Raw genomic sequence first — 23,262 nt, 5'->3', positions numbered from 1 at the left:
CCGCTCCGGATTAAGCGTCCTGCTAGTTCGAACCCATGTTGAACAGGCTGAGCGACTGGATTTTTCGGAAAGCCAGGGAAGCCGCTTCCAGCGCCGAGGAACGAAGCTGCAATTGCGTCGTGGCGGTGTAGTAGTCCAGGTCTTCCATTTTTGATAACTGCGAGCTATAGCCCAGGCTGCGCTGGGCGCCGTTGGCATCCAGCGCATCCAGTTCATTCATGCGTGAACCCACCGACGCGCGCACGGTCAACACGTTGTTGTAGTTGACGTCGATGCGCTGTATTGCGGTGGCCAATGTGTTCTGGAAGGCCGCCGTAGCAAATTCGTCGCCCTGCATGGGGTTTTCCAGCGCGGCGATGATGCTGTCCAGGGTGTCGAAGATGTTCAGGTTGGTATTGGTGCCTGCGGCTGTGGCCTGGACCTCGATAGTATCGCCGGCGATGGGCGCCCCCGATACCTGCAACTGCATGCCGTTGGACAGTTCCAGGGTATTGGATGCCAGGGGATCATAAACGCCGTTGCTGATATTGGCCGTGACATTGCCGTCGCCGTCGGTCATGTCCACTTCATAGGTCGTAGGCGACGTGAACCGGACAGTAAACTTGTTGGCCGGATCAGCCAATGAAGGATCGGACACGCGCGGCGTGCCGACAATTACGCTGGGATCAAGCGCCGCGCCCGGTGTCGCCGTATACGCCGGAGCGCTGGCGGGTTCAACGACGAACTTATCGCCCACCGCCGGCTGTCCGGAGAACTCCACCTGCACGCCGCCTTGCAGCGCAATCGACTTGGTGCTTCCGGCCGCATAGCCCGTGCCCGTATAGCTATAGACCGCGGCACCGGAGGAATCCGACACATCAACCGTATAGTCCGTAGCGGACGTAAACGTAATGGTATAGGTCTGCCCAATGCCCGCACCCGCCGGATCGGTAATCGATGGCTTGCTGATCAGACCAGTGCCGGCGTTGGCGGCACCGGCCGTCGATAGATAAACACTGGTTCCAGGCGCGGCGCGATCGAAGATATCCGAGCCAACGTCGCTGCCGGCGATGCGCCGGGTCTGGTCGGCCTGGATGTTGCGCTGGTTCTGATCGCCCATGTAGACGATTTTGCCGTTCACTTCCTGGAAGGCGGCGGTATTGCCCTTGGCGCCCGAGAACAGATACTGTCCGCTGCCGTCCGTGGCGTTGGCCAGGCCCAGAAGGTTGGTGCGCGCGCTGGCCAGCACATTGCTGAGCGTGGCGCGGTCGGCGTCGGCCATGGTGCCGTTACCCGCTTCGATCAAGCGTGTCTTGATGTCCTGCAGCAGCGTGGTAACCGAATTAAGGGTGTTTTCCTCGATGCCCAGGTTGCTCTTGGCAACGTCCCGATTATCGGCAAAGCGCTTGTTCAGCGATTGCGATTGGCTGATGTTGATGGCTTGCGCCGCCGCCAAGGGATCGTCGGCAGGGGTCACCATGCGTCGGCCGCTGCCGATCTGCTGATACAGGTGCATCAGGTCGGACTGCTGCGCGTTGATGGAATTCAGTCCCGTCTGAAAAAACAAGGTGGAACTAATACGCATGGTGAAAATCCTGAAAAAATAAGCGACTAATCAATCAAAAATGCAGGGCGTCCAATTAACTGCGCAAACTCAGCAGGGTATCGAACAAGGTGGAACTGACATCGATCAGTCGTGATGCCGCGCGGAACTGCTCTTGATAGCGGTCCAAATTGACATATTCTTCGTTGAGGTTCACGCCCGACACCGCCTGCTGCGCCGCGTAGTTCTGCTGAATCAGCGTAGCTTGGGCCTTGGCTTGGGTAGCATTCTGCTGAGTCAGCACCCCAACCTTGTTGACGATCTGCGAAAACGACTCGTTCAGGCTCATGGCGCCGTTACCCAGAAGCTTCTTGGTTTGCAGCTCGGCCAGGGCCAAGGCATTGTCGCCATTGGCTGTGCCGGTGCCGGGCGCCGAGGCGGCGATCTTGGCCGGGTCGTTGATGGCCAGCGACAAATTCGCCGCTGCCGCGCGGGTGGGCTGCACCAGCCAGGAATCACCCACGGCGGGCGCGCCGCCGGTGAAGTCGAAGCTTACTCCGTCAACCGTACCGGTGGTGCCGGTCAGCGCGGTGGTCGTGCCATTGGGAATGCTGGTAACTGTATAACCGGTGGCGGTACGTTCTACCCGGTAGTCTTGACCCGTAAGCTGATTGGCGTCGGCCAAATCGATATTCAGCACCGCTGCGCCGGCGTTGCGAGCGCCGGGGAGGGCTTCGACTGTACCCAAGTTGAAGAAATCGCCGCCGCCCACGCCGTTCAGATCTTCGCCTTGCTTATGCAAGGCGTTGACGGCGGTGGCCAAACCTACGGCCAGACGGCCCAGGTTGTTCTGCACGGTATCCAGCGCATCGCGGCGGTAGGCGATAAGACCGCCCAGCGTACCGCCCTTGATGCGGCTTTCGTCCAGCTCGAGCTTCAGGGTGCTGCCGTTGGGGCCGGGCGCCGAGTACGCCACGACAACGCGCGCCGGATCGTCGGCCGAAGGCTGCGCATGCAGCGGGAATAGCGTGTCGCCCCCTAAAAGAATCTGGCCGTTGCCCACAGTAAGGCTGAAACTGCTGTCTTGCTCGATGACCTTCACTTCCACCAGTTGGCTAAGCTCGGAAACCAGTTGATCGCGCTGGTCCAGCAGGTCGTTGGGCGCGTGCTGCGATGCGGTGGCGTACGCCGTGGTGATTTGAGTATTCAGATCGCGTATGCGTTCGGCATAGCTGTTGATTTGGGTTACGACCGTGGTCAACTGGGTATTGATGTTATTGCGCTGGCTGTCCAGAAAGGCATTGCTGTCGTTGATCTGGCCCACCAGACTGCTGGCGCGGCCCAGCAGTTCCTGGCGCGCGGCGCTATCGGCCGGCGCCGATGCCACAGCCTGGATGCCGTCGAAGAATTTTTGCAGGGCGGGTGTAATGCCCACGGTGCGATCGGCGAACAGGTTATTGATCTGGGTGATTTCATTGCCATAGGTGGCGATGGACGCGCCCGTGGTCTGCGCATTGACCAACTGGCGGTACAAAAAGCCGTCGTAGGCGCGCTGCACCGTAACGGCCTGCACACCGCGGCCGATGTAACCGGCGCTGGTAGAGGCGGCACCGGCCGTTGCAACCAACACGGACTGGCGGTTATAGCCTTCGGTGGCCGCATTGTTGATGTTGTGGCCGGCCGTTTGCAAGCGGTTTTGCGCCGCCGTTAAAGCGCTAAGACCCAGATTGGATAGATTCATGAAGGATTCCGCGTTCAGTCAGCTGGACTATCATCCATCTGTATTTAAATACTATGTACCGTATTAACGGCTGCAGCTCCAAAAGGTTTAGCTCTGTGCTCAACCTCGGTTTGGCCTATCCGCCCTCAGCCCGCCCGCTTGATCGACCCCGAGTCGAAGTAAGACATGATGGAGATCAGCTTTTCCGCATACGCCGGGTCGGTTGCATAGCCGGCCGCCTGTATCTTGCGGGCGGCATCTTCGGCCGACGTGGCGGCAACGACCTCGCTATAGCGCTCATTTTCGCTTATCAAGCGTGCATAATCGGCAAAGGACTCGGCATACGAACCGTAGGCTCGGAATGGTTGCGTTACCTTTTTGGCCACACCGTTTTCAAACTCGGTGGTCGTGATATGCACGACATCGCCTTTCCAGCCAGACGTCGCTTTGATGCCGAACAGGTTGTAACTGGTGGAGCCGTCGGGTCGCATGATTTCGCGTTTGCCCCAGCCCGACTCCAGCGCCGCCTGGCTAAGGATCAGTTTTTCCGGCACGCCGCTTTGATTGGCGGCCACGCGGGCCGCGCTGGACATCTTGGAAACAAAGCTTTGAATGTGATCGGGCGCGCCCTTGATGGCCGAATAGATTTTTTCGGTAAACGGGTTACGGGTCAACAGATTGATCAGACTGTCTATCGACGAGGCATCGTTGCGGCGGCCGTCCCCTATCCGCGACGTCAGGCCGGGCAGGCGCGAGCTGGCCAATTCCGGCGGCGTCGATCCGCCGGCGATGACACCGGATGGCCCGCCCTGTGCGGCCTGGATCTGATCCAGCAAGGCCTGGGCCAGGCCTATGCCCGGATTGGCCAGTTGCAAAGACATCTGCTCATCGCTCATGCTCTGCGCCAGCCGGGTCTGCTGGCTGTCGAACGCGCCGGGCGCCACCGAAACCTGCCGCGCCTGCTTGAGCATTTGCTGGATGAACAAGGCCTCGAACTGCTGCGCCACTTCTTTCTGGGCCTCCGGCGACGCGCCTGCGCCCGATCGAACGCCCTGCTTCAGGCTGTTCAATCCGCTGAAGTCAAGCGAAGAAGCAATGTTGCCGTGGCTGGGACGGGGAATGTACTGTACGAATGCCATATCGCCCCCTATATGATTTCCAGGTCGGCGCGCAAGGCGCCGGCACTCTTCAGGTTCTGCAATATGGACAGCAAATCCTGCGGCGTGGCGCCCAGCGCGTTCAAGGCCTTCACCACATCGGCCAGGTTGGCGCTGGTGGTGACCCGCTGCAGGCTGCCGGTGTCGGAGCGCAATTCGATATCGGTGCTGTCGGTCACCACGGTCTGTCCGCCGCCGAAAGGCGTATCGGGCTGGCTGACCTGCGAATTACGGCTGATGACCACCGAAAGATTGCCATAGGCGATAGCCGCTTCGTCTATGGTGACGGTACGGTTCATGACCACCGATCCGGTGCGCGCATTGACGACCACCTTGGCGCGCGCGGGCGGCAGCTTGACCTGCAGGTTTTCCACCTGCGACAGGAAGGCCGTTTGCGCCGCCGGGTCGACGGGGCCGCGCACCTGGATGACCCGCCCGTCCAGGGCAGTGGCGGTGCGCTGGCCAAACTGGCGGTTCAACGCCGCCACCATGCTCTGCGCCGTGCCGAAATCGGTGTTGTTCAGTTCCAGATTGATAATGCCGTCGCGGGCATAAATGGTGGGCACGCTGCGTTCGACGATGGCGCCGTTGGAAATGATGCCGCCGTTAAGCTGGTTGACCTGGACGCTGGACCCGCCCGCTTGCGCGCCGGCTCCGCCGACCAGCAAATTGCCTTGCGCAATGGCGTAGACCTGGCCGTTCGCGCCTTTCAGCGGCGTCATCAGCAAGGTGCCGCCGCGCAAGCTCTTGGCATTGCCCATGGACGACACGACCACGTCCATGGTTTGCCCGGGCTGGGCAAACGCGGCCAGCTTGGCGGTCACCATGACCGCCGCCACGTTCTTGACCTGCATATTGGTGCCCTGCGGCACGGTCACGCCCAACTGAGAAAGCATATTGGTCAGGCTTTGCTGCGTGAAAGGGGTCTGACGCACCTGGTCGCCGCTGCCGTCCAGGCCCACGACCAGACCGTAGCCGATCAACTGGTTGGCGCGCACGCCCTGGATGGAGGCCAGGTCCTTGATGCGTTCCGCCTGGGCCGGGCCAAAGGCCGCGGCGCACAGCGCGCCCAGCGCCAGCGCGCTTGCGTAACGGCCCAGCTTGTCGAGGAAATAGGAAATCAAAGCCGGCACCCTGTCAGAACGGGGAAATATTCAGGAAGAAGCGTTGCAGCCAGCCCATGGTCTGTACTTCGTCCATGGTGCCCTTGCTGCGGAACTCGATGCGGGCATCCGCCACCTGTGTGGACGACACCGTGTTCGAGCCCGTGATGGAGCGCGGATCGACCACACCGGAGAAGCGGATGTGTTCGCTGCCCCGGTTGATGGCAATCTGCTTGTCGCCGGCGATCTGCAGATTGCCGTTGGGCAACACGCCGATGACCGTCGTTGTCAGCGTGCCCTGGAAGGTGTTGTCGGCGCGGGTGGACCCCTTGCCCTGCGATGCATTGTTGCCGCTTACGCCGAAATTCTGCTTGGCGCCCAGGTCGGTGGGCAGAATGGCCGGAGCCAGCGTCATGTCCAGGCCGGCGCTGCCGCTTCGATCCGTCGTGGTCTGCACGTTCTTGGCCGCGTTGGTCTTCTCCTGGATGACGACCGTGACGATATCGCCCACATTGCGCGGCCGGCGATCCTCGAACAGGGGGTAGTTGCCGTAGGCGGTGGGCTGATAGATGGCCCCATTGGCCTGCGCGCTGGGCAAGGCAGGCAGCGGCGGCGGCGCTGTCAAGGGACCCGTTACAACAGGCTCGGGGGGTACCAGGGCACAACCCGACAAAGCGGCGGCAACCAGACAAAGCAGAAAGCGGATAAGACGTTTAAGCATTATTACAGTTGAGTCAGGCGCGCCAGCATCTGGTCCGAAGTCTGGATGGCCTTGCTGTTCATTTCATAGGCGCGCTGTGTGGTGATCATGTTCACCAGTTCCTCGGCCACGTTCACGTTGGACGTTTCGGTATATTGCTGCAGCAGCAGACCGGCGCCATCCAGGCCCGGCTGGGCGAAGTTGGCCGGACCCGAAGCGTCGGTTTCCAAATACAGGTTCTCGCCGGCGCTTTGCAGGCCCGTGGTGTTGACGAAGGTAGTCAACTGCAACTGACCGATCTGCACATTGACGCCGGCGGCGCCCGGCTGGGTGACCGACACAGTGCCGTCGCGCGCAATCGTAAGGGTCAGGGCGTTATCGGGGATATTGATGGGCGGCTGGATGGGATAGCCGCCGGCCGTCACCAACTGGCCGTTCTGGTCTTTTTGCAGGTTGCCGTCGCGCGTGTAGGCAAAGGTGCCGTCGGGCAATTCCACTTGCAGGAAGCCATTGCCCTGGATGGCGATATCCAGAGGATTGCCGGTTTCTTTCACATTGCCCTGGGTATGGATGCGCTCGGTCGCCACCGTGCGCACGCCGGTGCCGATCTGCAAGCCCGAAGGCAGCTGGTTGGCGGCGCCCACCTGGGCTCCGGGCTGGCGTATGGTCTGGTACATCAGGTCTTCGAACACGGCGCGACCGCGCTTGAAGGCGCTGGTGTTGACGTTGGCCAGGTTGTTGGAAATCACATCCATATTGGTCTGCTGCGATTCCAGCCCGGTTTTGGCTATCCAGAGTGAACGTATCATTTATTTTCCTTGCGGCGCGGGCAAGCCGGCGCCATTGCACACAAGCGTTAATTGGTCGACAGTATGGAATTGGCCCGCTCCGCATTGGCGCTGGCGTCCTGTATTACCTTCATCTGCATTTCGAAGCGGCGGGCGTTGGCGATCATGCCCACCATGGCTTCGGCGGGATTGACGTTGCTCTTTTCCACAAAGCCGGCAATCATGCGCACCTGCGGGTCGGCCTGCGCCGCTTGGCCGCCGGCCACGCGAAACAAACCGTCGTCGCCGCGCACCATGTCGGCGGCGGGCGGATTCACCAGCTTCAACTGCCCGATAAGCTGGATGTCGTTGGGATTGTCGCCCGCGCCCAGGGCCGAGATCTGCCCGTCGCCTGAAAACGTGACCGCGCCCCGCTCGGGAACTTCCACCGGCGCGCCGTCGGCCGACATGACGGGAAAGCCTTGCTGGGTGACCAGCAGGCCTTGCGTATTGACCGCGAACTCGCCCGAGCGGGTGTAGGCCTCGCCTTGCGGCGTCTGCACACTGAACCAGCCATCGCCCGTAATGGCCGCATCCAGGGCATGGCCGGTTTCGACCATGGTGCCCTGCTGAAGATTGCTGCCCGGCGTGGACGTTACCGTGGACACGCGGGTGGGCATGCCGGGGTGGCCCACGACGGGAACCGAGCGGTAAATGGCCAACTGTTCGCGGAAACCCGTGGTGCTGACGTTGGCCATATTGTTGCTAATGACGGCCTGCTGCTCCAGCACTCTTGCGGCGCCGCCCGCGGCGGTGTAGATGATGCGGTCCATTTACGCCCGCTTAACGCATGTTGATCAGGGTTTGCACAACCTGATCCTGGGTTTTGATGGCTTGCGCATTGGCCTGGTAGGTGCGCTGCGCAATGATCATGTTGACCAGTTCCTGGCTCAGGTCCACATTGGATTCTTCAACGGCCTGGCTCTTGACCAGGGCCAGGCTGTTGGTGCCGGGGCGGCCCAAAATAGGCTGGCCCGATGTCGAGGTCTCGGCCCAGGCGTTGCCGCCCTCGGGCCGCAAGCCCTGCAAGTTGGCAAAGTCGGCCAAAACCAGGTAGCCCAGGCCTTGCGTTTGGCCGTTGGTGTAGTTGGCAACGATAGACCCGTCCGCCGTGATCGACATGCTGGCGTATTCACCGGTGGCGAAACCGTTACGGTCGAACTTGTAGGTGAAGTCGCCGCCAAATTGCGTGGAGTTGGCGTAGTCGACGGTGAAATTCAGTTCGTCGGCGGGAGAACCGCCGGTGGGGGGCGTTACAGTAAGCAGCTGTGGTGTCGTCGGAGAGGTAAGCCGGCCAGCCTTATCGAACTGTAGCTTCAGGCCGCCGTCCACCGGCGAGGTCAAAGGCTGGCCACCCAAGCGATAATACACATCCCATTCACTGCCGCCAGCCGTTGCCGGGCGCTTGGCAAAATATTGGGTCACCTGATGAGAATTGCCCAGGGAGTCGTAGATATTGATGGGTAGCTGGTGAGTAAAGCTACTCGCGACAGCAGGGTCAAACGGGGCAGCGGCGACGGGCGCAACGTAGTCCGTGTTACCGCCGCCCTCAGGAATAGCAGGCGGATTGGCCGCGTCGGGAACGCCAGCCGCAAAGGTTACTGACACACCGGCAGTGCCGGTGGTAAAAGTACCATTAGGAACAGCTCCAGTCCACGTCGGGGCGGCCCAGCTACCTGTATAGGTATAGTTTGTGCCACCCAGCACCACTACGCCCTCCTTCTCCAGCACCTGCCCGCCAGCAAGCTCCGCGTTCGCATCCAGATTCATCGTCGACCACATGGTCGTGGTGGCCTGCGGTGCGATATTGCCCGTGGGTACGCGCACTGGAACGATGTTGGTGCCGCCTTCCTCGTAAGCCGTCAGGCGATAGCCCTGGGCGTTGACGATGAAACCTTCCTTGTTGGGGAAGAACTGGCCGTTGCGGGTATACAGGACGTTGCCATTGGGATCCAGGACACGAAACAGGCCCTTGTCGCCATCGATGGCCAGGTCGAACTGATTGCCTGTATTGGAAATCGTGCCTATGGTGAAGCGCTGACTGATGCTGGAGACCTGGGTACCCAGACCCACGCCCGAGCTGGCATAGACGTCGGCGAAGGTGGCGCTCGCGGACTTGAAGCCCACCGTGCCGGAGTTGGCGATATTGTTGCCGATGACATCCAGTGTCTGCGATGCGGCATTCAAGCCGCTTAAACCTTGACCGAAACTCATGATTAACCTCGTTTACTATTAACTTGTTAGTGATGCGGCACGCCACAGCGCCGCAGCGAATGCCGCAAAACTACATAATTTTCCGGATATCCAGCAGGGAAACCTTGCCGGCCAGGCCAAGATCAAGCTGCAAGCCGTTGGAGGAGTACGCCACGCTGGCCACCTTGCCATAAGTCAGCGGACCGGCGGCTACTTCCTTGCCGTCCTCATCGGACGCCGATACCTTGATGGTGTAGCCGCCGTCGGGCAGCTCTGCCCCGCCGTCGGCCTTGCCATCCCACTCCACCGAAATGATGCCGGCGGACTGGGGCTCCAGTTCGATCTGGCGCACCGCCTTGCCCGAACCGTCCATGATGGTGACCGTGATTTTGGTGGCGGGCGAAATAAGGTCCACGCCGAAAGGCGTCGCCACCTTGGCGCCGGCTTCGCCGCCCAGCGATATCTTGGTGCCGGGCACCAGAACGTCTTTGCCGATCAGCGCGGCCGCCTGCATGGACTGCGAAACATCCATCTGGCCGGACAGCGCCAGCAGGGTATTGTTCAACTGACTGATACCGTTAACCGTGGCCATCTGGGCAATTTGCGAAGTGACTTGCGCATTGTCCATGGGGTTGAGCGGGTCCTGGTTTTGCAACTGGGTGACCAGCAGAGTCAGGAAGCGGTCCTGAGTATCGCCCATCAGGTTGTTGTTGCTGGCATTGGCGGCTGCCATGGCTGCCGCGTTGCCCGTGGTATCGACGTTATTGACTGTAGCCACGCCTTGCTCCGTATAAAAAATGCCGGGTTATATAACCCTGGCTTACTGGCCTATGGACAGGGTACGGGTCATCAGGCTTTTGGCCGTATTGATGACTTCCACGTTGGCCTGGTACGAACGCGATGCCGAAATCATGTTTACCGTTTCAGCGACCACATCCACATTGGGCATGACCACATAGCCGTCGGCATTGGCCAGCGGGTTCTTGGGGTCGTACTGCATGCGCGGAGGCGCGGCGCTTTCAACCACCGCCGCCACGCGCACGCCGCCCACCGACTGCGCATAGGCCTGGCCTGGCGTCGGGGCCATCTGGAACACCACTTGCCTGGCCTTGTAGGGCTGCCCGTCGGGGCCGGCCACGCTGTCCGCGTTGGCCAAGTTGCTGGCCGTGACGTTCATGCGCTGGGACTGCGCGGTAAGCGCCGAGCCTGCAATCTGGAAAATACTCAATGAAGACATCGCTGATCCTGTTTTATGCCGTGCCTGCTTACTGCTGCAGGGCCGCCATAATGCCCTTGATGCGGGCGGAGATAATGCTCAGGTCGGTTTGATAACGCATCGTGTTGTCGGCGAACTGCACACGCTCGACATCCATATCGACCGTGTTGCCGTCCATGCTGGGCTGCAAAGGCTGGCGATACAACAGTTCGGCGGGATCGGGCGCCACGGCCTTGGCCGGTATATGGCGCGCCGAGGTCAGCGCAAGTTGGGTATCGGGCAGGCGCATGCTGCCGCCGCCGCCCATGGCCTGCTCCAGCGCCGAGCTAAAATCGAAGTCGCGCGCTTTATAGTTGGGCGTGTCCGCATTGGCGATATTTGCCGACAGCACCTCCTGGCGCTGCTGACGCAGGTCGATAGCCTTCTGATAAAAGCCCAAATCGTCACCGATCCGATCAATCATTTGCCACTCGCAAGATAAATACCCGCCTTTTGCAAGGCATGGAACTGAAATAACGGCCTACTACCGCCTATACACCAGCATAGTAAAGTGGCGACCCTATTCGTAAACTACGAAACAAGCCACCAATTGACAGCCAATTCCGGAAATGCGGGCGCGGCACCTTCTATAAAATGGCGTCATGCTGAAGTTTTTTGCCCTTTTCGCCCTGGCGGCAAGCGCCTTCACCAGCGCTTCCACCTGGGCCGCCGCACCCGGTGCCGTCCCGCCCGCGCAGGACCCAGCCCTGGTCGTCGAAGAAGTCGAACGTTTCCTGCTGGGACAGGCCAGCAGCTATCCGGGTTCGGCTCATATCAATGTGGAAGCGCCGCGCATCGCGGGCCAGGCGGCCTGCGACCATTTGCAGCCCTTCCTGCCCAGCGGGCAGCGCTTGCGCACCCGCATGACCGTCGGCGTGCGCTGCATGGCGCCCGAGGCCTGGACCAGCTATGTGCAAGCCAGCCTTAGCATTCAGGGTTACTACTATGTCGCCAATCGCAACATACAGTCGGGCGACGTCATCAGCCTGGACGACATGAGCGCGCGCGAAGGCGACATCCTGCGCCTGGCGGGCGGCGTGGTGTTCGACCCCAGCCAGGCGGTGGGCTATATTGCGTCGCAACGCATTTCGGCGGGCACACCGATCAAGTCGCGCGCCCTGCGCGATCCCAACTCCATACAACGCGGCCAGACTGTGCGCACCGAGGCGCGCGGCACCGGTTTTGTCGCCACCGGCGAAGGCCAGGCCCTGCAAAGCGGCGCGCCCGGCGCGCAAATCCAGGTGCGGTCCAGCTCGGGCCAGATTGTCAACGGCACGGTATTGAATGCCAACACCGTTCAAGTGATAATGTAACAATCCGGGCGACCGCGTAAGCGCAGGTAAAAACAGACAACAAGGCTAAAGTTTGCCCGCTGTTGGCCGTAAAAGAACACAGCAAACAAAGTAAACTAGTCGCCAGTTTCCGGAGAATACCTTGAAGATCACCACACCCTCATTGAAAGGCCCAGCCGCCAGCCCCCTCGCCGGCACCCGGACCGACGTGACCGGTGCAAACGTGTCTTCGACCGGTACGGCCAATAGCGGCAAAGTCGACTTAAGCGCCGCCGCCCGCCATCTATCCAACCTGCAAGGCAGCGACAACGACATCAACGTCGCGCGCGTCCAGGAAATCCGCGACGCCATCGCCTCGGGCCAACTGAAGATAGACCCAAGCCGCATCGCCGACGGCCTGCTGGCCAGCGTGCGCGACCTGCTGAAGTAATCCCGTCCTGCCTGTATTCGTATTCATGAACGACGCGCTTGCCCAACTAAATACCTGCCTGCTTCAGGAAAATGAACTGCTGCGGGAATTCATCACTATCCTCGAGGCTGAAACCCTGGCCCTCACCGAGGCCGCCAACGAACAAGCCCTGGCCGAAAGCACCGCGCAAAAGAACGATTACGCCGAGAAGCTGGCTGCGGCCTCCGAGCGCCGCCTATCATTGCTGACGCAGCTTGGATACAGCGCCGACAAGGCCGGACTGGACGCCGCCGCCCTGGAACACGCCTCGCTGCAGGCGGCCTGCCGCCAGCTCTACGACAGGGCCCGCCAGGCCAACGAACTGAACGCGTCGAACGGCATCATCATCGATACCTTTCTTACGCATAATCAGCAGACCCTGGAAACCCTGCGCACGCTTGCGGGCATAGGCAATTTATACGATGCCAGCGGCCGCACCCAGGCAGGCGCCAAGGGACAGACCCGCAATATCAAGGTCGGTTGACCCCATACATACGCGAAAAGTTTCGCCCAAAGAGACGAGGCCGGCTGAATTCAGCCGGCCTCGTCTTTCTGACCGCATCATTCTGTCCGAAAACCGGCTAAGGTCCCACCATTTCCTTCAGGGCGAATAGCTTGAACAAGCCGGCCGCGGCCAGGCCCGCCGGCAATTCGGGCTTGCCGGCAACCAGGCTGGCGGCCACGGCGCGCGCGGTGGCCCCTTGACCGTCCTGCTTCAGCTGCCAGGCGGCCAGGCCCGATTGAACGGCCGTCAACGCCTTTTTCTGTAAAGAACCGGCTTCGCTGCGCGGGGCCAGGCTCTGCCAGCAGCGCGCGGCATAGCGCATGCCCTGCTTGGCCTGGGCACGGATCAACAAGCCGCCCGCCAGCCACTCGGTGGTGGCCGGCGAACCTGCGGTACGGGCCAGGCCGAACAAGGTCTTGACCAGGACGCCGTCGCTGCGCTTCAAGATGCGCAAAGTCAGCAGCTGCACGTCCACGGCCGCCAATCCACGACCAGTCAGTTGGACCTTTTCCGTTGCCGCCCATATAACCACATCGCCGGCGGCATGCCCCGCCAATTCGCCCAGGGCGGGCAGTTGCGCCGCATCGAGCGGCGTGTGCTTAAGGGTCTTGGACAAGGCGCCCGCCGTGGTCGCGCAGGAGTCGAATTCGATGCGGGTCGCGGGGGTGCACTGCGCCAGCCAATCGACCCGCAAGGCATCGATGCGCCTTAGCAAAGCCTGGCTGCCGCCATCGAAAAGGTGAACCATGGGAAGCTGCCCATGGTTGCTTGCCAGCCACTGGATCTGATGATGCAGGGCGTCGTTGGCGTTGGGCGCATGCTGGGCGGCCGCGCCGCAAGACGACAGCCAGCCATCGGCAAAACTCAGCTGCTGCATGGGTGTGGCCAGGGCCTGGCCGCCATCGTCGATCAGCAAGGCGGCGCGCAAATGGCCGCGCCCGCCGGACTGCTTGGCAATGGCCGCCTGCTCATGCACGGCCAGCACACGGCGGCCGCTGTCGGCCAGCTCGTTCTGGGCAACCCGGACCATGTGCCGGACATAGCTGTCCAATAGCGTGGCATCCGGCTTGGCGTTGGTATAGCTGCGCCACAAATCGTAAGCCTCGGATACCGAGGCCTGATCGTCGATGTAGGCGCAAGCGGCATGCAGATCGTCCATCGTCAGGCCCAGGCCGGAGCCGCCGGCCATGGACAGCAGCCCGGGCAGCAGGCGTTTGCGCCGGCTCTCGGCGGCCGCGGCCTGAGTGGTGTCCTCCGGCACTTTGGTCAAGGACATGAGCGCGGCAAAATCCGCTTCGGTCGGCGCATACAGGGCGCTGGCCTGCTGATTGTGCGCCAGGGCCTGGTCGACCAGATCAGCCGCGTTCGGCAAGATCAGATTCTCGGGAACCTTCTGCCCATTGGATACATAGTGTATGGGCAACTGATAGCGTATGGCGGTATCCAGGGCGGCGCCCAAGCGGCTGGCTTCGTCGATTTTCGTGATGATGCAACCCATGGGCGGAGAGCCGCCGTCGCTCGCATAGGTTCGCGCCACCTCGTCCAGGGTATCGCCATGGCTGGACGCATTCAGGACCAGCAGCCGATTGACCGCCCGGCCGGCTCCCGCCAGCATGGCCGCCTGTTCCGAAATATAGCGATCGCGCTGGCTGATGCCCACGTTGTCGATCAGGATGGTCTGCTCGGGGCTTATACCCTGCACGATGCGGCGCAGTTCCTGCATGTCCTGCACCACATGCACCGGCACGCGCAGCATCTGCCCGTATATCTTCAGTTGCTCGTGCGCGCCGATACGATAGGTGTCGGTGGTCAACAGCACCAGGCTGCCCGGCCCCGCACGCCGCACGCAACGCGCGGCCAGCTTGGCGATAGTGGTGGTCTTGCCCACGCCGGTCGGCCCCACCAGCGCAAGAGCCCTGCCGGGCGTCCACAATGCATCTTCGCTTTCCAATACAGGAAGATGGGTGGCCAGCTCGTTGCGCGCCCACTGGAAGGCCGCCTTGGCGGACAAGTGTTCGGGCAGGCGCTTGAGCATGGCGCGCAACAGCGCCGTGCTGAAACCGAAACCCAGCATGCTTTGGAACAGCAAGGCCGCCTGCGGCACGCGGCGCAATTGGTTGCCCCACATCAGCTCGTCGATGCGGCTTTCCAGCGCGCCGCGCATTTCTCCGATAGCGCTCATGACTTCGACACGGGCATCCGGCGCCGGCTGGCGAGGCGGAGCCGGACGAGGGGCCTCGCCAAGCGCCGGCTGGGCCGGGGGCATCGCCTGGACCGCCTCATCGGCCGCCGCCGACGTGGGATCGGCGGCCAGGATCTCGACCCCGCCGTTGATGCGGCGGTTGGAGACGATCATTGCGTCCGGGCCCAACGCCAGGCGCACCTGGCGCAAGGCCTCGCGATTCGTGCTGCCAAAGAAGCGGCTTATGTTCACGGCGCGCTCCCGCCTATCACCGAGGTGATTCTCAAGATGCGCTCATCGGGGATTTCAACGCTGGACAGCACGCCCAGCTGAGGAAAATGATGGCGCAGGAAACGCGACAATGAAGGACGCAAGACGGGCGGAACGACCAGCACCGTGGCGTCGCCGTTGGCCTCCTGCGTCTGTATGGCGCGGCCGGCCTCGGTCAGCACGTTTTCGGCCAAGCCCGGCTCCAGCGCCCCGCTGGTGGTCAGGGCCTGGGTCAGGACACGCTCCAGGCGGGCATCCAGGCCTATGACCCGAAGCTCGGCGTCGCCGGGGAACCACTGCTGGGTAATCGCCCGGCCCAGGGCCGAGCGGATCAGGGCCAGCAGCTCGCCCGGATCGGGTCCCGCGCCGGCCGGATTGAGCGCGGCCAGGCGCGGCGCGTGTTCGGCCAGCGTTTCGATGATGGTGCGCACATCGCGTATGGGTACTTCCTCGTCCAGCAGCCCGCGCAGTATTTTCTGCAAAAGCGTAAGGCTGACCGTCTTGGGCACCAGGTCTTCCACCAGCTTGGGCGCTTCGCGTCCGATGTGGTCCAGCAACTGTTGGACTTCCTGGCGGCCCAGCAATTGTGCGCCGTAGCGATGCATCAGATGGTTCAGGTGCGTGGCAATGACCGTGCCTGCATCCACCACGGTATAGCCGGCGATCTGCGCCTGTTCGCGCAGCGCAACATCTATCCAGACGGCCGGCAGGCCGAAAGCGGGGTCGGTCGTGGCCGTGCCCGGCAGCTTCATGGTGACGCCGCCCGGATCGATGGCCAGCCACTGGCCGGGAGTGGCCGTGCCATGCCCGATCTCGACCCCCGACAACAGGATGCGATAGTCGTTGGGCTTGAGTTCCAGGTTGTCGCGTATATGAACGACCGGGGGCAGGAAGCCGACATCCTGGGCGAACTTCTTGCGCAGGCTGCGAATGCGGTGCAGCAGCTCGCCGTTCTGGGCATGGTCGACCAGCGAGATCAGGCGATAGCCCACTTCCAGCCCCAGGGGATCGAGCAGCGCCACGTCGTCCCAACTGGCCTCGGCGGCGGCAGCCTCGACGGCCGCCTGTGCTTTGATGGGTTCCTGGGCTTGTTGGGCCAGTTCAGCCTGCTGGCGCTTGAGCATGAGCCAGCCCCCGCCGGCCAGGGCGGCGGCCAGCAGCAGGAAAGCCACATGGGGCATATTGGGAATCAGGCCCATGGCGGCCATGATGCCGGCGGTGATGAACAGTACGTTGGGATTGGCGAACAGCTGGCTGACCATTTGCTGGCCGACGTCCTGGTCGGTGGCCACGCGCGACACCACCACACCGGCCGCGGTCGAGATCACCAGGGCCGGGATCTGCGCAACGAGGCCGTCGCCGATGGTCAGCAAGGTGTACACGCGGCCGGCTTCGGAAAAAGCCAGGTCATGCTGGCCCACCCCGATGATCAGGCCGCCTATGATATTTATGACCATGATGAGCAGGCCGGCCACGGCATCCCCGCGCACAAACTTGCTGGCGCCGTCCATGGAGCCGTAGAACTCGGCCTCCTGGGCGACTTCGGTCCGGCGGCGGCGCGCCTCGTCCTCGCCCACCAGGCCGGCGTTCAGGTCGGCGTCGATGGCCATCTGCTTGCCCGGCATGGCATCCAGGGTAAAGCGGGCGCCGACCTCGGCGATACGCCCCGCACCCTTCGTAATGACCACGAAGTTGATGATCACCAAGATGATGAACACCACGATGCCGACGGCGAAATTGCCGCCCACCAGGAAGTGGCCGAAGGCCTCGATGACCTGTCCGGCCGCATCGGGGCCCTTGTGTCCGTGCAGCAGCACCACGCGGGTCGACGCCACGTTCAGCGCCAGGCGCAGCAAGGTTGCAAACAGCAGCACGGCGGGGAAGGCGGCGAAATCCAGCGGCTTCTTGGTGAACATGGCGACCAGCAATATCATCACCGACAGGGAGATATTGAAGGTGAACAGCAAGTCCAGGATGAACGGCGGCAGCGGCAGGATCATCATGGCCAGGACCATGAGGATCAGTATCGGCCCCGCCAGGAGGCGGGCATGGGCCGAACCGTTGTCTTTGAGTAAAGCTAAAAAACTGTTCATGATGCGCTTGTCGCGACCCTATTCTTTTCCAGGGGATCGAACCCCGGCGGAACCGGCAGACTGGAAGGCTGCCGCGGTTCCGCCCCCATTCCCATGGTCCAGCTGCGTAGTTGAAACACCCAGGCCAGCACTTCGGCAACGGCCGAATACAGCTCGGCCGGAATCTCGTGGCCCAGTTCGACATTATGGTGCAAGGCCCGCGCCAGGGGCGGCGCGCTGAGCATGGGCACTTTATGCTCGGCGCCGATTTCGCGTATGCGCGCGGCAACCAGCCCCGACCCTTTGGCGATGACCTTGGGCGCGCCGCCCTGCCCTTCCTTGTAGGAGAGGGCCACGGCGTAATGGGTCGGATTGGTGACGATGACATCGGCATTGGGCACCTCGGACATCATCCGCCGCCGCGCCATGGCGCGCTGCTGCTGGCGGATGCGGCCCTTGACGTGCGGGTCGCCTTCGCTTTCCTTGTGCTCCTGCCTGACGTCTTCGCGCGACATGCGCATTTTCTTGAAGTGGCTGAATATCTGCCAGGGGGCATCGATCAGCACAATCAGAAACAAGGCCGCCACGATCAGGGCGCAGCACAGGGCCACCAGGCCGATGCCCGAGGTCAGGGCCTCGGTGGGCGTGGTGTGCATCAGCGAAATCATCTGATCCCGGTAATTCGAAATCACCAGCGCGGCGACAATCCCGATCACCGAGGCCTTGGCCAGCGTCTTGACCAGCTCCACCATGGTCTGGGCCGAAAACATGCGGGCCACACCCTTGATCGGGTTCATCCGCTCGAACTTCGGCTCTAGCGCCTTGGTGGAAAAAAGAAAGCCGCCCAGAACCACCGACGCGAAGATCGCCACCGCGACCAGCAAGCCGAACAAGGGCAGCAAGGCGAGCAAGGCCTGGAAGGCCGAATTGGTCGCCACGGCCAGCATGACCTGCGTGTCGCCGGCGACACGCGGGTCGAACCATAAGCCCGAGCGCAGGATGCCGGTCAGGCTCTGATACATGCCGGCGCCGCCGAACCATAGCGTCGCCACACCGGCTGACAGCAATAAAAAGGTGTTCAGCTCGCGCGAGCGCACAACCTGCCCCTCCTCGCGCGCCTTCTCAAGGCGCCGGGGCGAGGCGGGTTCGGTTTTCTCGAGGTCGCTGTCCTCTGCCATGCGGTGCTTAAAACGGGGGGGGTTGACGGGGGTGGATTATTCCACGTGAATTCTAGTCGACCCCTGTATGCAACGAATGGCCAAGCAAACAGGATAAATGCGCTTAATTCGGCCGCTGTCCTTCAGAGGCCAGCTCTTCGAAACGCGAATAATCCACCCCTATGCGCACAGCCCCCCAGCGGCCGTCGTCGATATCCAGCGGAACCGACAAGTCGGTAACAATTTCACCTGTATCGCGCATATAAGTCTGGCACAGCACGCCCGCCCGGTTCCCGGCCGCGCCCAGGCTGACCGGATCATCGAAAATGCGCTTGTTGCGCACATGGCGGGTATCGTGATCCAGGTCGCCGGTGGGCTGGCGGGAATAGCGGGTGTTGTGAGTTGGGCAATAGCCGTTGCGATCGATCAGCAGGGTATAGAAACCGCCCGGCAGTTGCTCCAGCATATAGTCCAGCACTTGCGTCAGTTGCTGGTCGATGGCGCTGTCGTAGCGGGTGTGGTAACGCGGAGGATTGCTGCCGGGAATACGCTGATATTGCTGATCGAAAATATCGGTGCCCTGCTCCCTGGCTTGCAGCAACAGCTTTTTGCAAGCCGACTGCAGCGAATCGAGCATGGCGGCCAAGGCATCGAAGGGGGTGTTGCCGGTGCGCAGCGCCGCCAGCATCTCTTGCAGATGCTCGGACTTGTCGCGCACGGCAACCACCTGGTCGTTCATGGTGACCATGCGGTTCTGGACCTGCGAACTGAGCACGGCTATCCGTTCGATGGCATGGTTCATTTCCTGGTTGGTCGAAGCCACTTGCGACACGGTGTGCACCACTTCGTTCATCTGGATGTCCATATGCTCGAAGTCTTTGACGAACTGATCGAAATTGGCGGTGAACTGGGTAACCACTTTGCCCGATGAGGTCATGTCCTGATGGATATGGTCGGTTTTCTCGCGCGTGCTGGCGACCAGCTCCAGGATTTCGCCGGCATGCGCCACGATTTCCCCGGTGGCCGCATTGACGCGCTCGGCCAGCTTGCCCACCTCGCTGGCGACCACGGCAAAGCCCTTGCCCGATTCGCCGGCGCGCGCCGCTTCGACCCCTGCATTGAGCGCCAGCAAATGGGTCTGAAGGGCAATATCCTTGATAAGCCGGCTGGTGTCGTCCACCGACTGGGCGCGCTGGCTAAGCTGCGACACCACGCCGGAGAAGACCTCCATCTGCGTCGTGACGCGACTGACGCGCTGGTGCAGTTCATTGAGTTGACTCAGGGTTTGCCGGGCGACATTCATCTGGTCGTGAAAGGTGGATGCGATTTCACCGACGGATGCCGAGGTTTCTTCGGACATGGCGGCGATCTGGGCGCCTCGGGTGGCCAGGCCCTGGGACTCGGCGGCCTGTTCACGGGCCATGTCGCGGCAGGCCAGCGTTTGCGCAAGCAGGCGGGCCGTGTTCAGGGAAATATCGATACTGGCCTGGCGCATTGTGACGAAACGATCGCGCAAAGCCGACAGGAAACGGGATAAAGGCCAGGCTAACGGGCTGAACGTCCAGGCGCGGTCGGACAATGTCGCCCGCCCGCTGCTAAGCCGGTTAAGCAAACGCGATACACCCACCGTGCGTTTGGTCGTCTGTTTCATGTTTGTCTCCTGACTTTGCTTTATTTATGTGGATCGGGGGTGGCCCATACGGATCACCCCCTCGCGCAAATAACCAGTTTTTCGAGGCGGTGCCGCTTAGCGTGCCCGCCCGTTCTTATCGTGATGTCTACTTCAGCTCGATGGCCTCCACTGTATCAAAATCGAAAGTATTTGTATCGAAAATGTGTCAAAAACCCAGGCTGGACAACAAATCGTCGACCTGATCCTGGCTGGTGACGACATCGACCTTGCCTTCGGGATTGACGGCCGGGCCGTTCATAAGCGATTTGGTTTCTTCACGCCGCTCTTGCGGCACATTGTCGACCAGCACCTGCACCAGCTCGGTCTCGATGGCCGACACCACGCCCAGCATTTTCATGATGACCTGACCGGTCAGATCCTGGAAATCCTGCGCCATGATGATTTCAAGCAGGTAGTTCTGCGAAGCCGCCGTTTTTTCAGGAACCGACTTCAACAAAGCCCGGGTGTCGTCCACCAGCTCGCGCGCTTCGACCAATTCGACCGGGTGGTCGAACCAGGCCTGCCAGCGTGCGTCCAAGGCTTTGGCATCGCGCTGCATGCTGTCTTGCAAAGGCTGCGTCTGCTCAGCGGCGTTCAAGACCCGATTGGCCGCCTGCTCGGTCATGTGGGCGACGTAATGCAAGCGGTCGCGCGCATCGGGAATGGCATGCGCGGCATCTTTGATAGCCTGGTCCAGTCCCAGCTCGCGCATGCTTTCGCGCAGCATGCGCGTCAGCGATGCAATACGATGTATCAAATCGACGGGCGGCTCGCCGCCTATCGCCCGAGCTGTGGGATTGTCTGCGGTATCCATGCTTGCCTTCCCTTACGACTCGAGTTTTTCGAAGATTTTATTCAGCTTCTCTTCAAGAGTGGCTGCGGTGAACGGCTTGACCACATAGCCATTCGCGCCGGCCTGAGCGGCGGCGATGATGTTTTCCTTCTTGGCCTCGGCCGTCACCATCAGAACAGGCAGCTTGGCCAGCGCGGCATCGGCCCGGATATTCTGCAACATGGTCAGTCCGTCCATATTCGGCATGTTCCAGTCGGACACGACGAATTCGAAATTGCCGTTGCGCAGTTTTTCCAATCCCATGGCGCCGTCCTCCGCTTCATCGACGTTCTCGAACCCCAGGTCCTTGAGCAGGTTCTTGATGATGCGACGCATGGTCGGAAAATCATCAACGACCAGGATTTTCATGGTTTTCTGTACCACTTAACACTCTCCAAAATAATAAAACCAACGGTCCGGCAAAGAAATCAGACCCGATGGCCATAAGAGCCGGCGCTGGCCAAAATGCGCTCGCTCATTTCCGATAACGGCACCGCGTTCTCCGTTGCACCGATGTGCAGGGCTTCGCGCGGCATTCCAAATACAACACAACTGGCTTCGTCTTGCGCAAAGGTCGTGGCGCCGGCCTGTTTCATGGCCAGCAGTCCTTGCGCTCCGTCCTTGCCCATGCCGGTCAGGATCACGCCCACGGCGTTCTTTCCCGCCACCTGGGCCGCGGAGTGAAACAATACATCAACCGAAGGGCGGTGCCGATTGACCGGATCGCTGTATTCCAGCTTGACCACGTAATTCGCGCCCGAACGGGCCAGCTTCATGTGGGCCAGCCCGCCCGGAGCCAGATAGACATGCCCCGGCAGGACGCGCTGGCCGTCCTCGGCTTCGTGAACCTGGACCGCGCACAGGTTGTCCAGGCGCTGCACGAACGACCGGGTAAAACCGGCCGGCATATGCTGCGTGATCATGATGGCGGGGCTATTGGCCGGCAAGGGTTCAAGCACCTGCCGTATGGCTTCGGTCCCGCCCGTGGAAGCGCCGATCAGCACCAGCTTTTCGGTGGTGGAAAAAGGCTGGGTCAGGCGCGCGCGCGGAGCGGCGCCGGCCTGCGCAGCCTGGCGCGGCTTCGAATTCGCCGCCGCGCGTATCTTGTCGGCGATGAGTTCGCCGTACTCCATCAAGCCATCGCGCAAGCCCAGCTTGGGTTTGGTCACGAAATCGACGGCGCCCAGTTCAAGCGCGCGCAGGGTCACCTCGGAATTGCGCTCGGTCAGCGACGACACCATGACCACGGGCATGGGCCGCAGCCGCATCAGGCGCTCCAGAAAATCCAGACCGTCCATGCGGGGCATTTCGACGTCCAGGGTCAGGACATCGGGATTGTGCTGCTTGATAAGCTCGCGGGCGATCAGGGGATCGGGCGCGGCCGCGACCACCTCCATATCGGGATGGCTATTGATGATTTCCGTCATCAGTCCTCGGACCAAGGCGGAATCATCAACACACAGGACACGAATTTTCTTCATTCTTTACGATTCAAAAAACGAGCGCCAGGCGCTACGTTGTCACGTACACGGTCTGCCCTTGCAGGCGGAACGACTTGGTCAGGTACGTGAAATTTTCGGAATGGCCGGCAAACAACAGGCCGCCTGGCTTCAATATGGCGGAAAAACGCTCCAAAATACGCGTTTGCGTAGCCTTATCGAAATAAATCATGGTGTTGCGGCAAAAAATGACATCCAGCTTATCGGCGATGGGCCAATTGGGCGACAACAGGTTCAGGGTGTCGAACTGGATCATGTCGCGCAGGATGGGCTTGACGCGCACCATGCCCGTGCGCCGGCCGGTGCCGCGCTGGAAATATTTTCTAAGGTAGTCCTCGGGCACGGGACCGGCCCGCTCCATGGAATACATGCCTTCCTGGGCTTTCTGGACCGCATGGGTATCGATATCGGTCGCCAGGATGGACACCCCGCTGTCGGGCGCGGGGCAGGATTCGCGCAGCGTCATGGCGATGGAATAAGGCTCTTCGCCCGTCGAGCTGGCGGAACACCAGACGGAAAACGGCTTCTTGCGCGTCTTGGCGAACTTGGCCAGGATGGCGAAGTGGTGCTGCTCGCGAAAGAAGGCGGTGTGATTGATGGTGAAGGCATTGACGAATGCCTCCCACTGCGGCGACTGGCCGTTCAGTTCGAGATGATCGAGATATTCCTTGACATTGGCCATGCCCAGGCTTTTTGCCCGCATGGCCAGGGTCCGCTCGGCCATTTCCTGCTTGTGTCCCCCCAGCACAATACCGGCGCGGGCGCGCAAGATGCGCGCCGCTCGCTCAAAATCGTTATGCCCGACCTCGGGTAAGGCGGGCATGGTGAAGATGGATTGCGCTATTGATGACATGGT

At 61.5% G+C, this 23,262-nt stretch carries 22 protein-coding genes; 3 read left to right on the top strand and 19 right to left on the bottom strand.

Translation table 11 applies throughout. The annotated features are described in order from the left end of the window. Nucleotides 1-22: 22 nt before the first annotated feature. From flgL to flgB, 11 genes are all read right to left on the bottom strand, one after another. On the bottom strand, nucleotides 23-1,564 hold the full coding sequence (gene flgL / locus V0R37_RS13205) for a flagellar hook-associated protein FlgL (RefSeq protein ID WP_420374958.1): 1,542 nt from the start codon (nucleotides 1,562-1,564) through the stop codon (nucleotides 23-25). A 55-nt stretch (nucleotides 1,565-1,619) separates the two neighbouring features. After that, the gene (gene flgK / locus V0R37_RS13200) at nucleotides 1,620-3,263 is read right to left on the bottom strand and encodes a flagellar hook-associated protein FlgK (RefSeq protein WP_420374957.1); all 1,644 of its coding nucleotides are present in this window, start codon (nucleotides 3,261-3,263) and stop codon (nucleotides 1,620-1,622) included. A gap of 125 nt (nucleotides 3,264-3,388) precedes the next feature. Next, nucleotides 3,389-4,381, bottom strand: a complete 993-nt coding sequence (flgJ, locus tag V0R37_RS13195) for a flagellar assembly peptidoglycan hydrolase FlgJ (RefSeq protein WP_420374956.1) — start codon at nucleotides 4,379-4,381, stop codon at nucleotides 3,389-3,391. An 8-nt stretch (nucleotides 4,382-4,389) separates the two neighbouring features. Next, entirely contained in the window at nucleotides 4,390-5,523 is a 1,134-nt protein-coding gene (locus tag V0R37_RS13190; protein WP_420374955.1) for a flagellar basal body P-ring protein FlgI, read from the bottom strand. A gap of 13 nt (nucleotides 5,524-5,536) precedes the next feature. Continuing rightward, the gene (locus tag V0R37_RS13185; RefSeq protein ID WP_420374954.1) at nucleotides 5,537-6,223 is read right to left on the bottom strand and encodes a flagellar basal body L-ring protein FlgH; all 687 of its coding nucleotides are present in this window, start codon (nucleotides 6,221-6,223) and stop codon (nucleotides 5,537-5,539) included. Nucleotides 6,224-6,225: 2 nt separating this feature from the next. Further along, nucleotides 6,226-7,011, bottom strand: a complete 786-nt coding sequence (gene flgG, locus V0R37_RS13180) for a flagellar basal-body rod protein FlgG (RefSeq protein WP_420374953.1) — start codon at nucleotides 7,009-7,011, stop codon at nucleotides 6,226-6,228. 47 nt (nucleotides 7,012-7,058) lie between these two features. Continuing rightward, nucleotides 7,059-7,802, bottom strand: coding sequence for a flagellar basal-body rod protein FlgF (gene flgF / locus V0R37_RS13175; RefSeq protein ID WP_420374952.1), 744 nt, complete (start codon nucleotides 7,800-7,802; stop codon nucleotides 7,059-7,061). A 10-nt stretch (nucleotides 7,803-7,812) separates the two neighbouring features. After that, on the bottom strand, nucleotides 7,813-9,243 hold the full coding sequence (locus V0R37_RS13170; RefSeq protein ID WP_420374951.1) for a flagellar hook protein FlgE: 1,431 nt from the start codon (nucleotides 9,241-9,243) through the stop codon (nucleotides 7,813-7,815). A 70-nt stretch (nucleotides 9,244-9,313) separates the two neighbouring features. Next, nucleotides 9,314-9,955, bottom strand: coding sequence for a flagellar hook capping FlgD N-terminal domain-containing protein (locus V0R37_RS13165; protein ID WP_420375035.1), 642 nt, complete (start codon nucleotides 9,953-9,955; stop codon nucleotides 9,314-9,316). Between the two features lie 87 nt (nucleotides 9,956-10,042). Beyond that, nucleotides 10,043-10,459 carry a flagellar basal body rod protein FlgC gene (gene flgC, locus V0R37_RS13160; protein WP_420374950.1) on the bottom strand — a complete coding sequence of 139 codons (417 nt, stop codon included), beginning with the start codon at nucleotides 10,457-10,459 and terminating at the stop codon, nucleotides 10,043-10,045. 28 nt (nucleotides 10,460-10,487) lie between these two features. After that, on the bottom strand, nucleotides 10,488-10,901 hold the full coding sequence (gene flgB / locus V0R37_RS13155; protein WP_420374949.1) for a flagellar basal body rod protein FlgB: 414 nt from the start codon (nucleotides 10,899-10,901) through the stop codon (nucleotides 10,488-10,490). A gap of 178 nt (nucleotides 10,902-11,079) precedes the next feature. On the opposite strand from flgB, the gene flgA reads away from it, so the two are divergent. The 3 genes from flgA (at nucleotide 11,080) to V0R37_RS13140 (ending at nucleotide 12,701) form a co-directional block, all read left to right on the top strand. Continuing rightward, a complete protein-coding gene (gene flgA, locus V0R37_RS13150; RefSeq protein ID WP_420374948.1) occupies nucleotides 11,080-11,790 on the top strand; it encodes a flagellar basal body P-ring formation chaperone FlgA in 711 nt (236 codons plus the stop codon). A 121-nt stretch (nucleotides 11,791-11,911) separates the two neighbouring features. Continuing rightward, nucleotides 11,912-12,199: a flagellar biosynthesis anti-sigma factor FlgM gene (gene flgM / locus V0R37_RS13145; protein WP_420374947.1), complete on the top strand. Its 288-nt coding sequence runs from the start codon at nucleotides 11,912-11,914 to the stop codon at nucleotides 12,197-12,199. 25 nt (nucleotides 12,200-12,224) lie between these two features. Next, nucleotides 12,225-12,701 (top strand): flagella synthesis protein FlgN, encoded by a 477-nt coding sequence (locus V0R37_RS13140; protein ID WP_420374946.1) that lies wholly within the window; start codon nucleotides 12,225-12,227, stop codon nucleotides 12,699-12,701. A 97-nt stretch (nucleotides 12,702-12,798) separates the two neighbouring features. On the opposite strand, the gene flhF is transcribed toward V0R37_RS13140, so the two are convergent. From flhF to V0R37_RS13100, 8 genes are all read right to left on the bottom strand, one after another. After that, nucleotides 12,799-15,156, bottom strand: coding sequence for a flagellar biosynthesis GTPase FlhF (gene flhF / locus V0R37_RS13135; RefSeq protein ID WP_420374945.1), 2,358 nt, complete (start codon nucleotides 15,154-15,156; stop codon nucleotides 12,799-12,801). Further along, nucleotides 15,153-17,267, bottom strand: coding sequence for a flagellar biosynthesis protein FlhA (flhA, locus tag V0R37_RS13130; RefSeq protein ID WP_420374944.1), 2,115 nt, complete (start codon nucleotides 17,265-17,267; stop codon nucleotides 15,153-15,155). The genes flhF and flhA overlap by 4 nt, the downstream gene beginning before the upstream one ends. Next, nucleotides 17,264-18,424, bottom strand: a complete 1,161-nt coding sequence (gene flhB / locus V0R37_RS13125) for a flagellar biosynthesis protein FlhB (protein ID WP_420374943.1) — start codon at nucleotides 18,422-18,424, stop codon at nucleotides 17,264-17,266. The genes flhA and flhB overlap by 4 nt, the downstream gene beginning before the upstream one ends. A gap of 103 nt (nucleotides 18,425-18,527) precedes the next feature. Further along, nucleotides 18,528-20,054, bottom strand: coding sequence for a methyl-accepting chemotaxis protein (locus V0R37_RS13120; RefSeq protein ID WP_420374942.1), 1,527 nt, complete (start codon nucleotides 20,052-20,054; stop codon nucleotides 18,528-18,530). Between the two features lie 187 nt (nucleotides 20,055-20,241). Beyond that, complete coding sequence (gene cheZ / locus V0R37_RS13115) at nucleotides 20,242-20,889, bottom strand: protein phosphatase CheZ (protein ID WP_420374941.1); 648 nt, start codon at nucleotides 20,887-20,889, stop codon at nucleotides 20,242-20,244. A gap of 12 nt (nucleotides 20,890-20,901) precedes the next feature. After that, complete coding sequence (gene cheY, locus V0R37_RS13110; RefSeq protein ID WP_420374940.1) at nucleotides 20,902-21,291, bottom strand: chemotaxis response regulator CheY; 390 nt, start codon at nucleotides 21,289-21,291, stop codon at nucleotides 20,902-20,904. A gap of 44 nt (nucleotides 21,292-21,335) precedes the next feature. Beyond that, nucleotides 21,336-22,388, bottom strand: a complete 1,053-nt coding sequence (locus V0R37_RS13105) for a protein-glutamate methylesterase/protein-glutamine glutaminase (protein WP_420374939.1) — start codon at nucleotides 22,386-22,388, stop codon at nucleotides 21,336-21,338. A gap of 31 nt (nucleotides 22,389-22,419) precedes the next feature. Beyond that, nucleotides 22,420-23,259 carry a CheR family methyltransferase gene (locus V0R37_RS13100; RefSeq protein ID WP_420374938.1) on the bottom strand — a complete coding sequence of 280 codons (840 nt, stop codon included), beginning with the start codon at nucleotides 23,257-23,259 and terminating at the stop codon, nucleotides 22,420-22,422. Nucleotides 23,260-23,262: the final 3 nt, after the last annotated feature.

It is taken from the genome of Pollutimonas rozaliensis (assembly GCF_048751585.1).
Lineage (GTDB): Bacteria > Pseudomonadota > Gammaproteobacteria > Burkholderiales > Burkholderiaceae_B.
Note: the sequence above shows the minus strand (reverse complement) of the source record. Positions and strands in the feature narration are given on the sequence as shown.

Excerpts from the sequence above, each read along its gene's own strand:
- flgL (WP_420374958.1), bottom strand. The coding sequence starts at position 1,564 with ATGCGTATTAGTTCCACCTTGTTTTTTCAGACGGGACTGAATTCCATC.
- flgK (WP_420374957.1), bottom strand. The coding sequence starts at position 3,263 with ATGAATCTATCCAATCTGGGTCTTAGCGCTTTAACGGCGGCGCAAAAC.
- flgJ (WP_420374956.1), bottom strand. The coding sequence starts at position 4,381 with ATGGCATTCGTACAGTACATTCCCCGTCCCAGCCACGGCAACATTGCT.
- V0R37_RS13185 (WP_420374954.1), bottom strand. The coding sequence starts at position 6,223 with ATGCTTAAACGTCTTATCCGCTTTCTGCTTTGTCTGGTTGCCGCCGCT.
- flgG (WP_420374953.1), bottom strand. The coding sequence starts at position 7,011 with ATGATACGTTCACTCTGGATAGCCAAAACCGGGCTGGAATCGCAGCAG.
- flgF (WP_420374952.1), bottom strand. The coding sequence starts at position 7,802 with ATGGACCGCATCATCTACACCGCCGCGGGCGGCGCCGCAAGAGTGCTG.
- V0R37_RS13170 (WP_420374951.1), bottom strand. The coding sequence starts at position 9,243 with ATGAGTTTCGGTCAAGGTTTAAGCGGCTTGAATGCCGCATCGCAGACA.
- V0R37_RS13165 (WP_420375035.1), bottom strand. The coding sequence starts at position 9,955 with ATGGCAGCCGCCAATGCCAGCAACAACAACCTGATGGGCGATACTCAG.
- flgC (WP_420374950.1), bottom strand. The coding sequence starts at position 10,459 with ATGTCTTCATTGAGTATTTTCCAGATTGCAGGCTCGGCGCTTACCGCG.
- flgB (WP_420374949.1), bottom strand. The coding sequence starts at position 10,901 with ATGATTGATCGGATCGGTGACGATTTGGGCTTTTATCAGAAGGCTATC.
- flgA (WP_420374948.1), top strand. The coding sequence starts at position 11,080 with ATGCTGAAGTTTTTTGCCCTTTTCGCCCTGGCGGCAAGCGCCTTCACC.
- V0R37_RS13140 (WP_420374946.1), top strand. The coding sequence starts at position 12,225 with ATGAACGACGCGCTTGCCCAACTAAATACCTGCCTGCTTCAGGAAAAT.
- flhA (WP_420374944.1), bottom strand. The coding sequence starts at position 17,267 with ATGAACAGTTTTTTAGCTTTACTCAAAGACAACGGTTCGGCCCATGCC.
- flhB (WP_420374943.1), bottom strand. The coding sequence starts at position 18,424 with ATGGCAGAGGACAGCGACCTCGAGAAAACCGAACCCGCCTCGCCCCGG.
- V0R37_RS13120 (WP_420374942.1), bottom strand. The coding sequence starts at position 20,054 with ATGAAACAGACGACCAAACGCACGGTGGGTGTATCGCGTTTGCTTAAC.
- cheZ (WP_420374941.1), bottom strand. The coding sequence starts at position 20,889 with ATGGATACCGCAGACAATCCCACAGCTCGGGCGATAGGCGGCGAGCCG.
- V0R37_RS13105 (WP_420374939.1), bottom strand. The coding sequence starts at position 22,388 with ATGAAGAAAATTCGTGTCCTGTGTGTTGATGATTCCGCCTTGGTCCGA.
- V0R37_RS13100 (WP_420374938.1), bottom strand. The coding sequence starts at position 23,259 with ATGTCATCAATAGCGCAATCCATCTTCACCATGCCCGCCTTACCCGAG.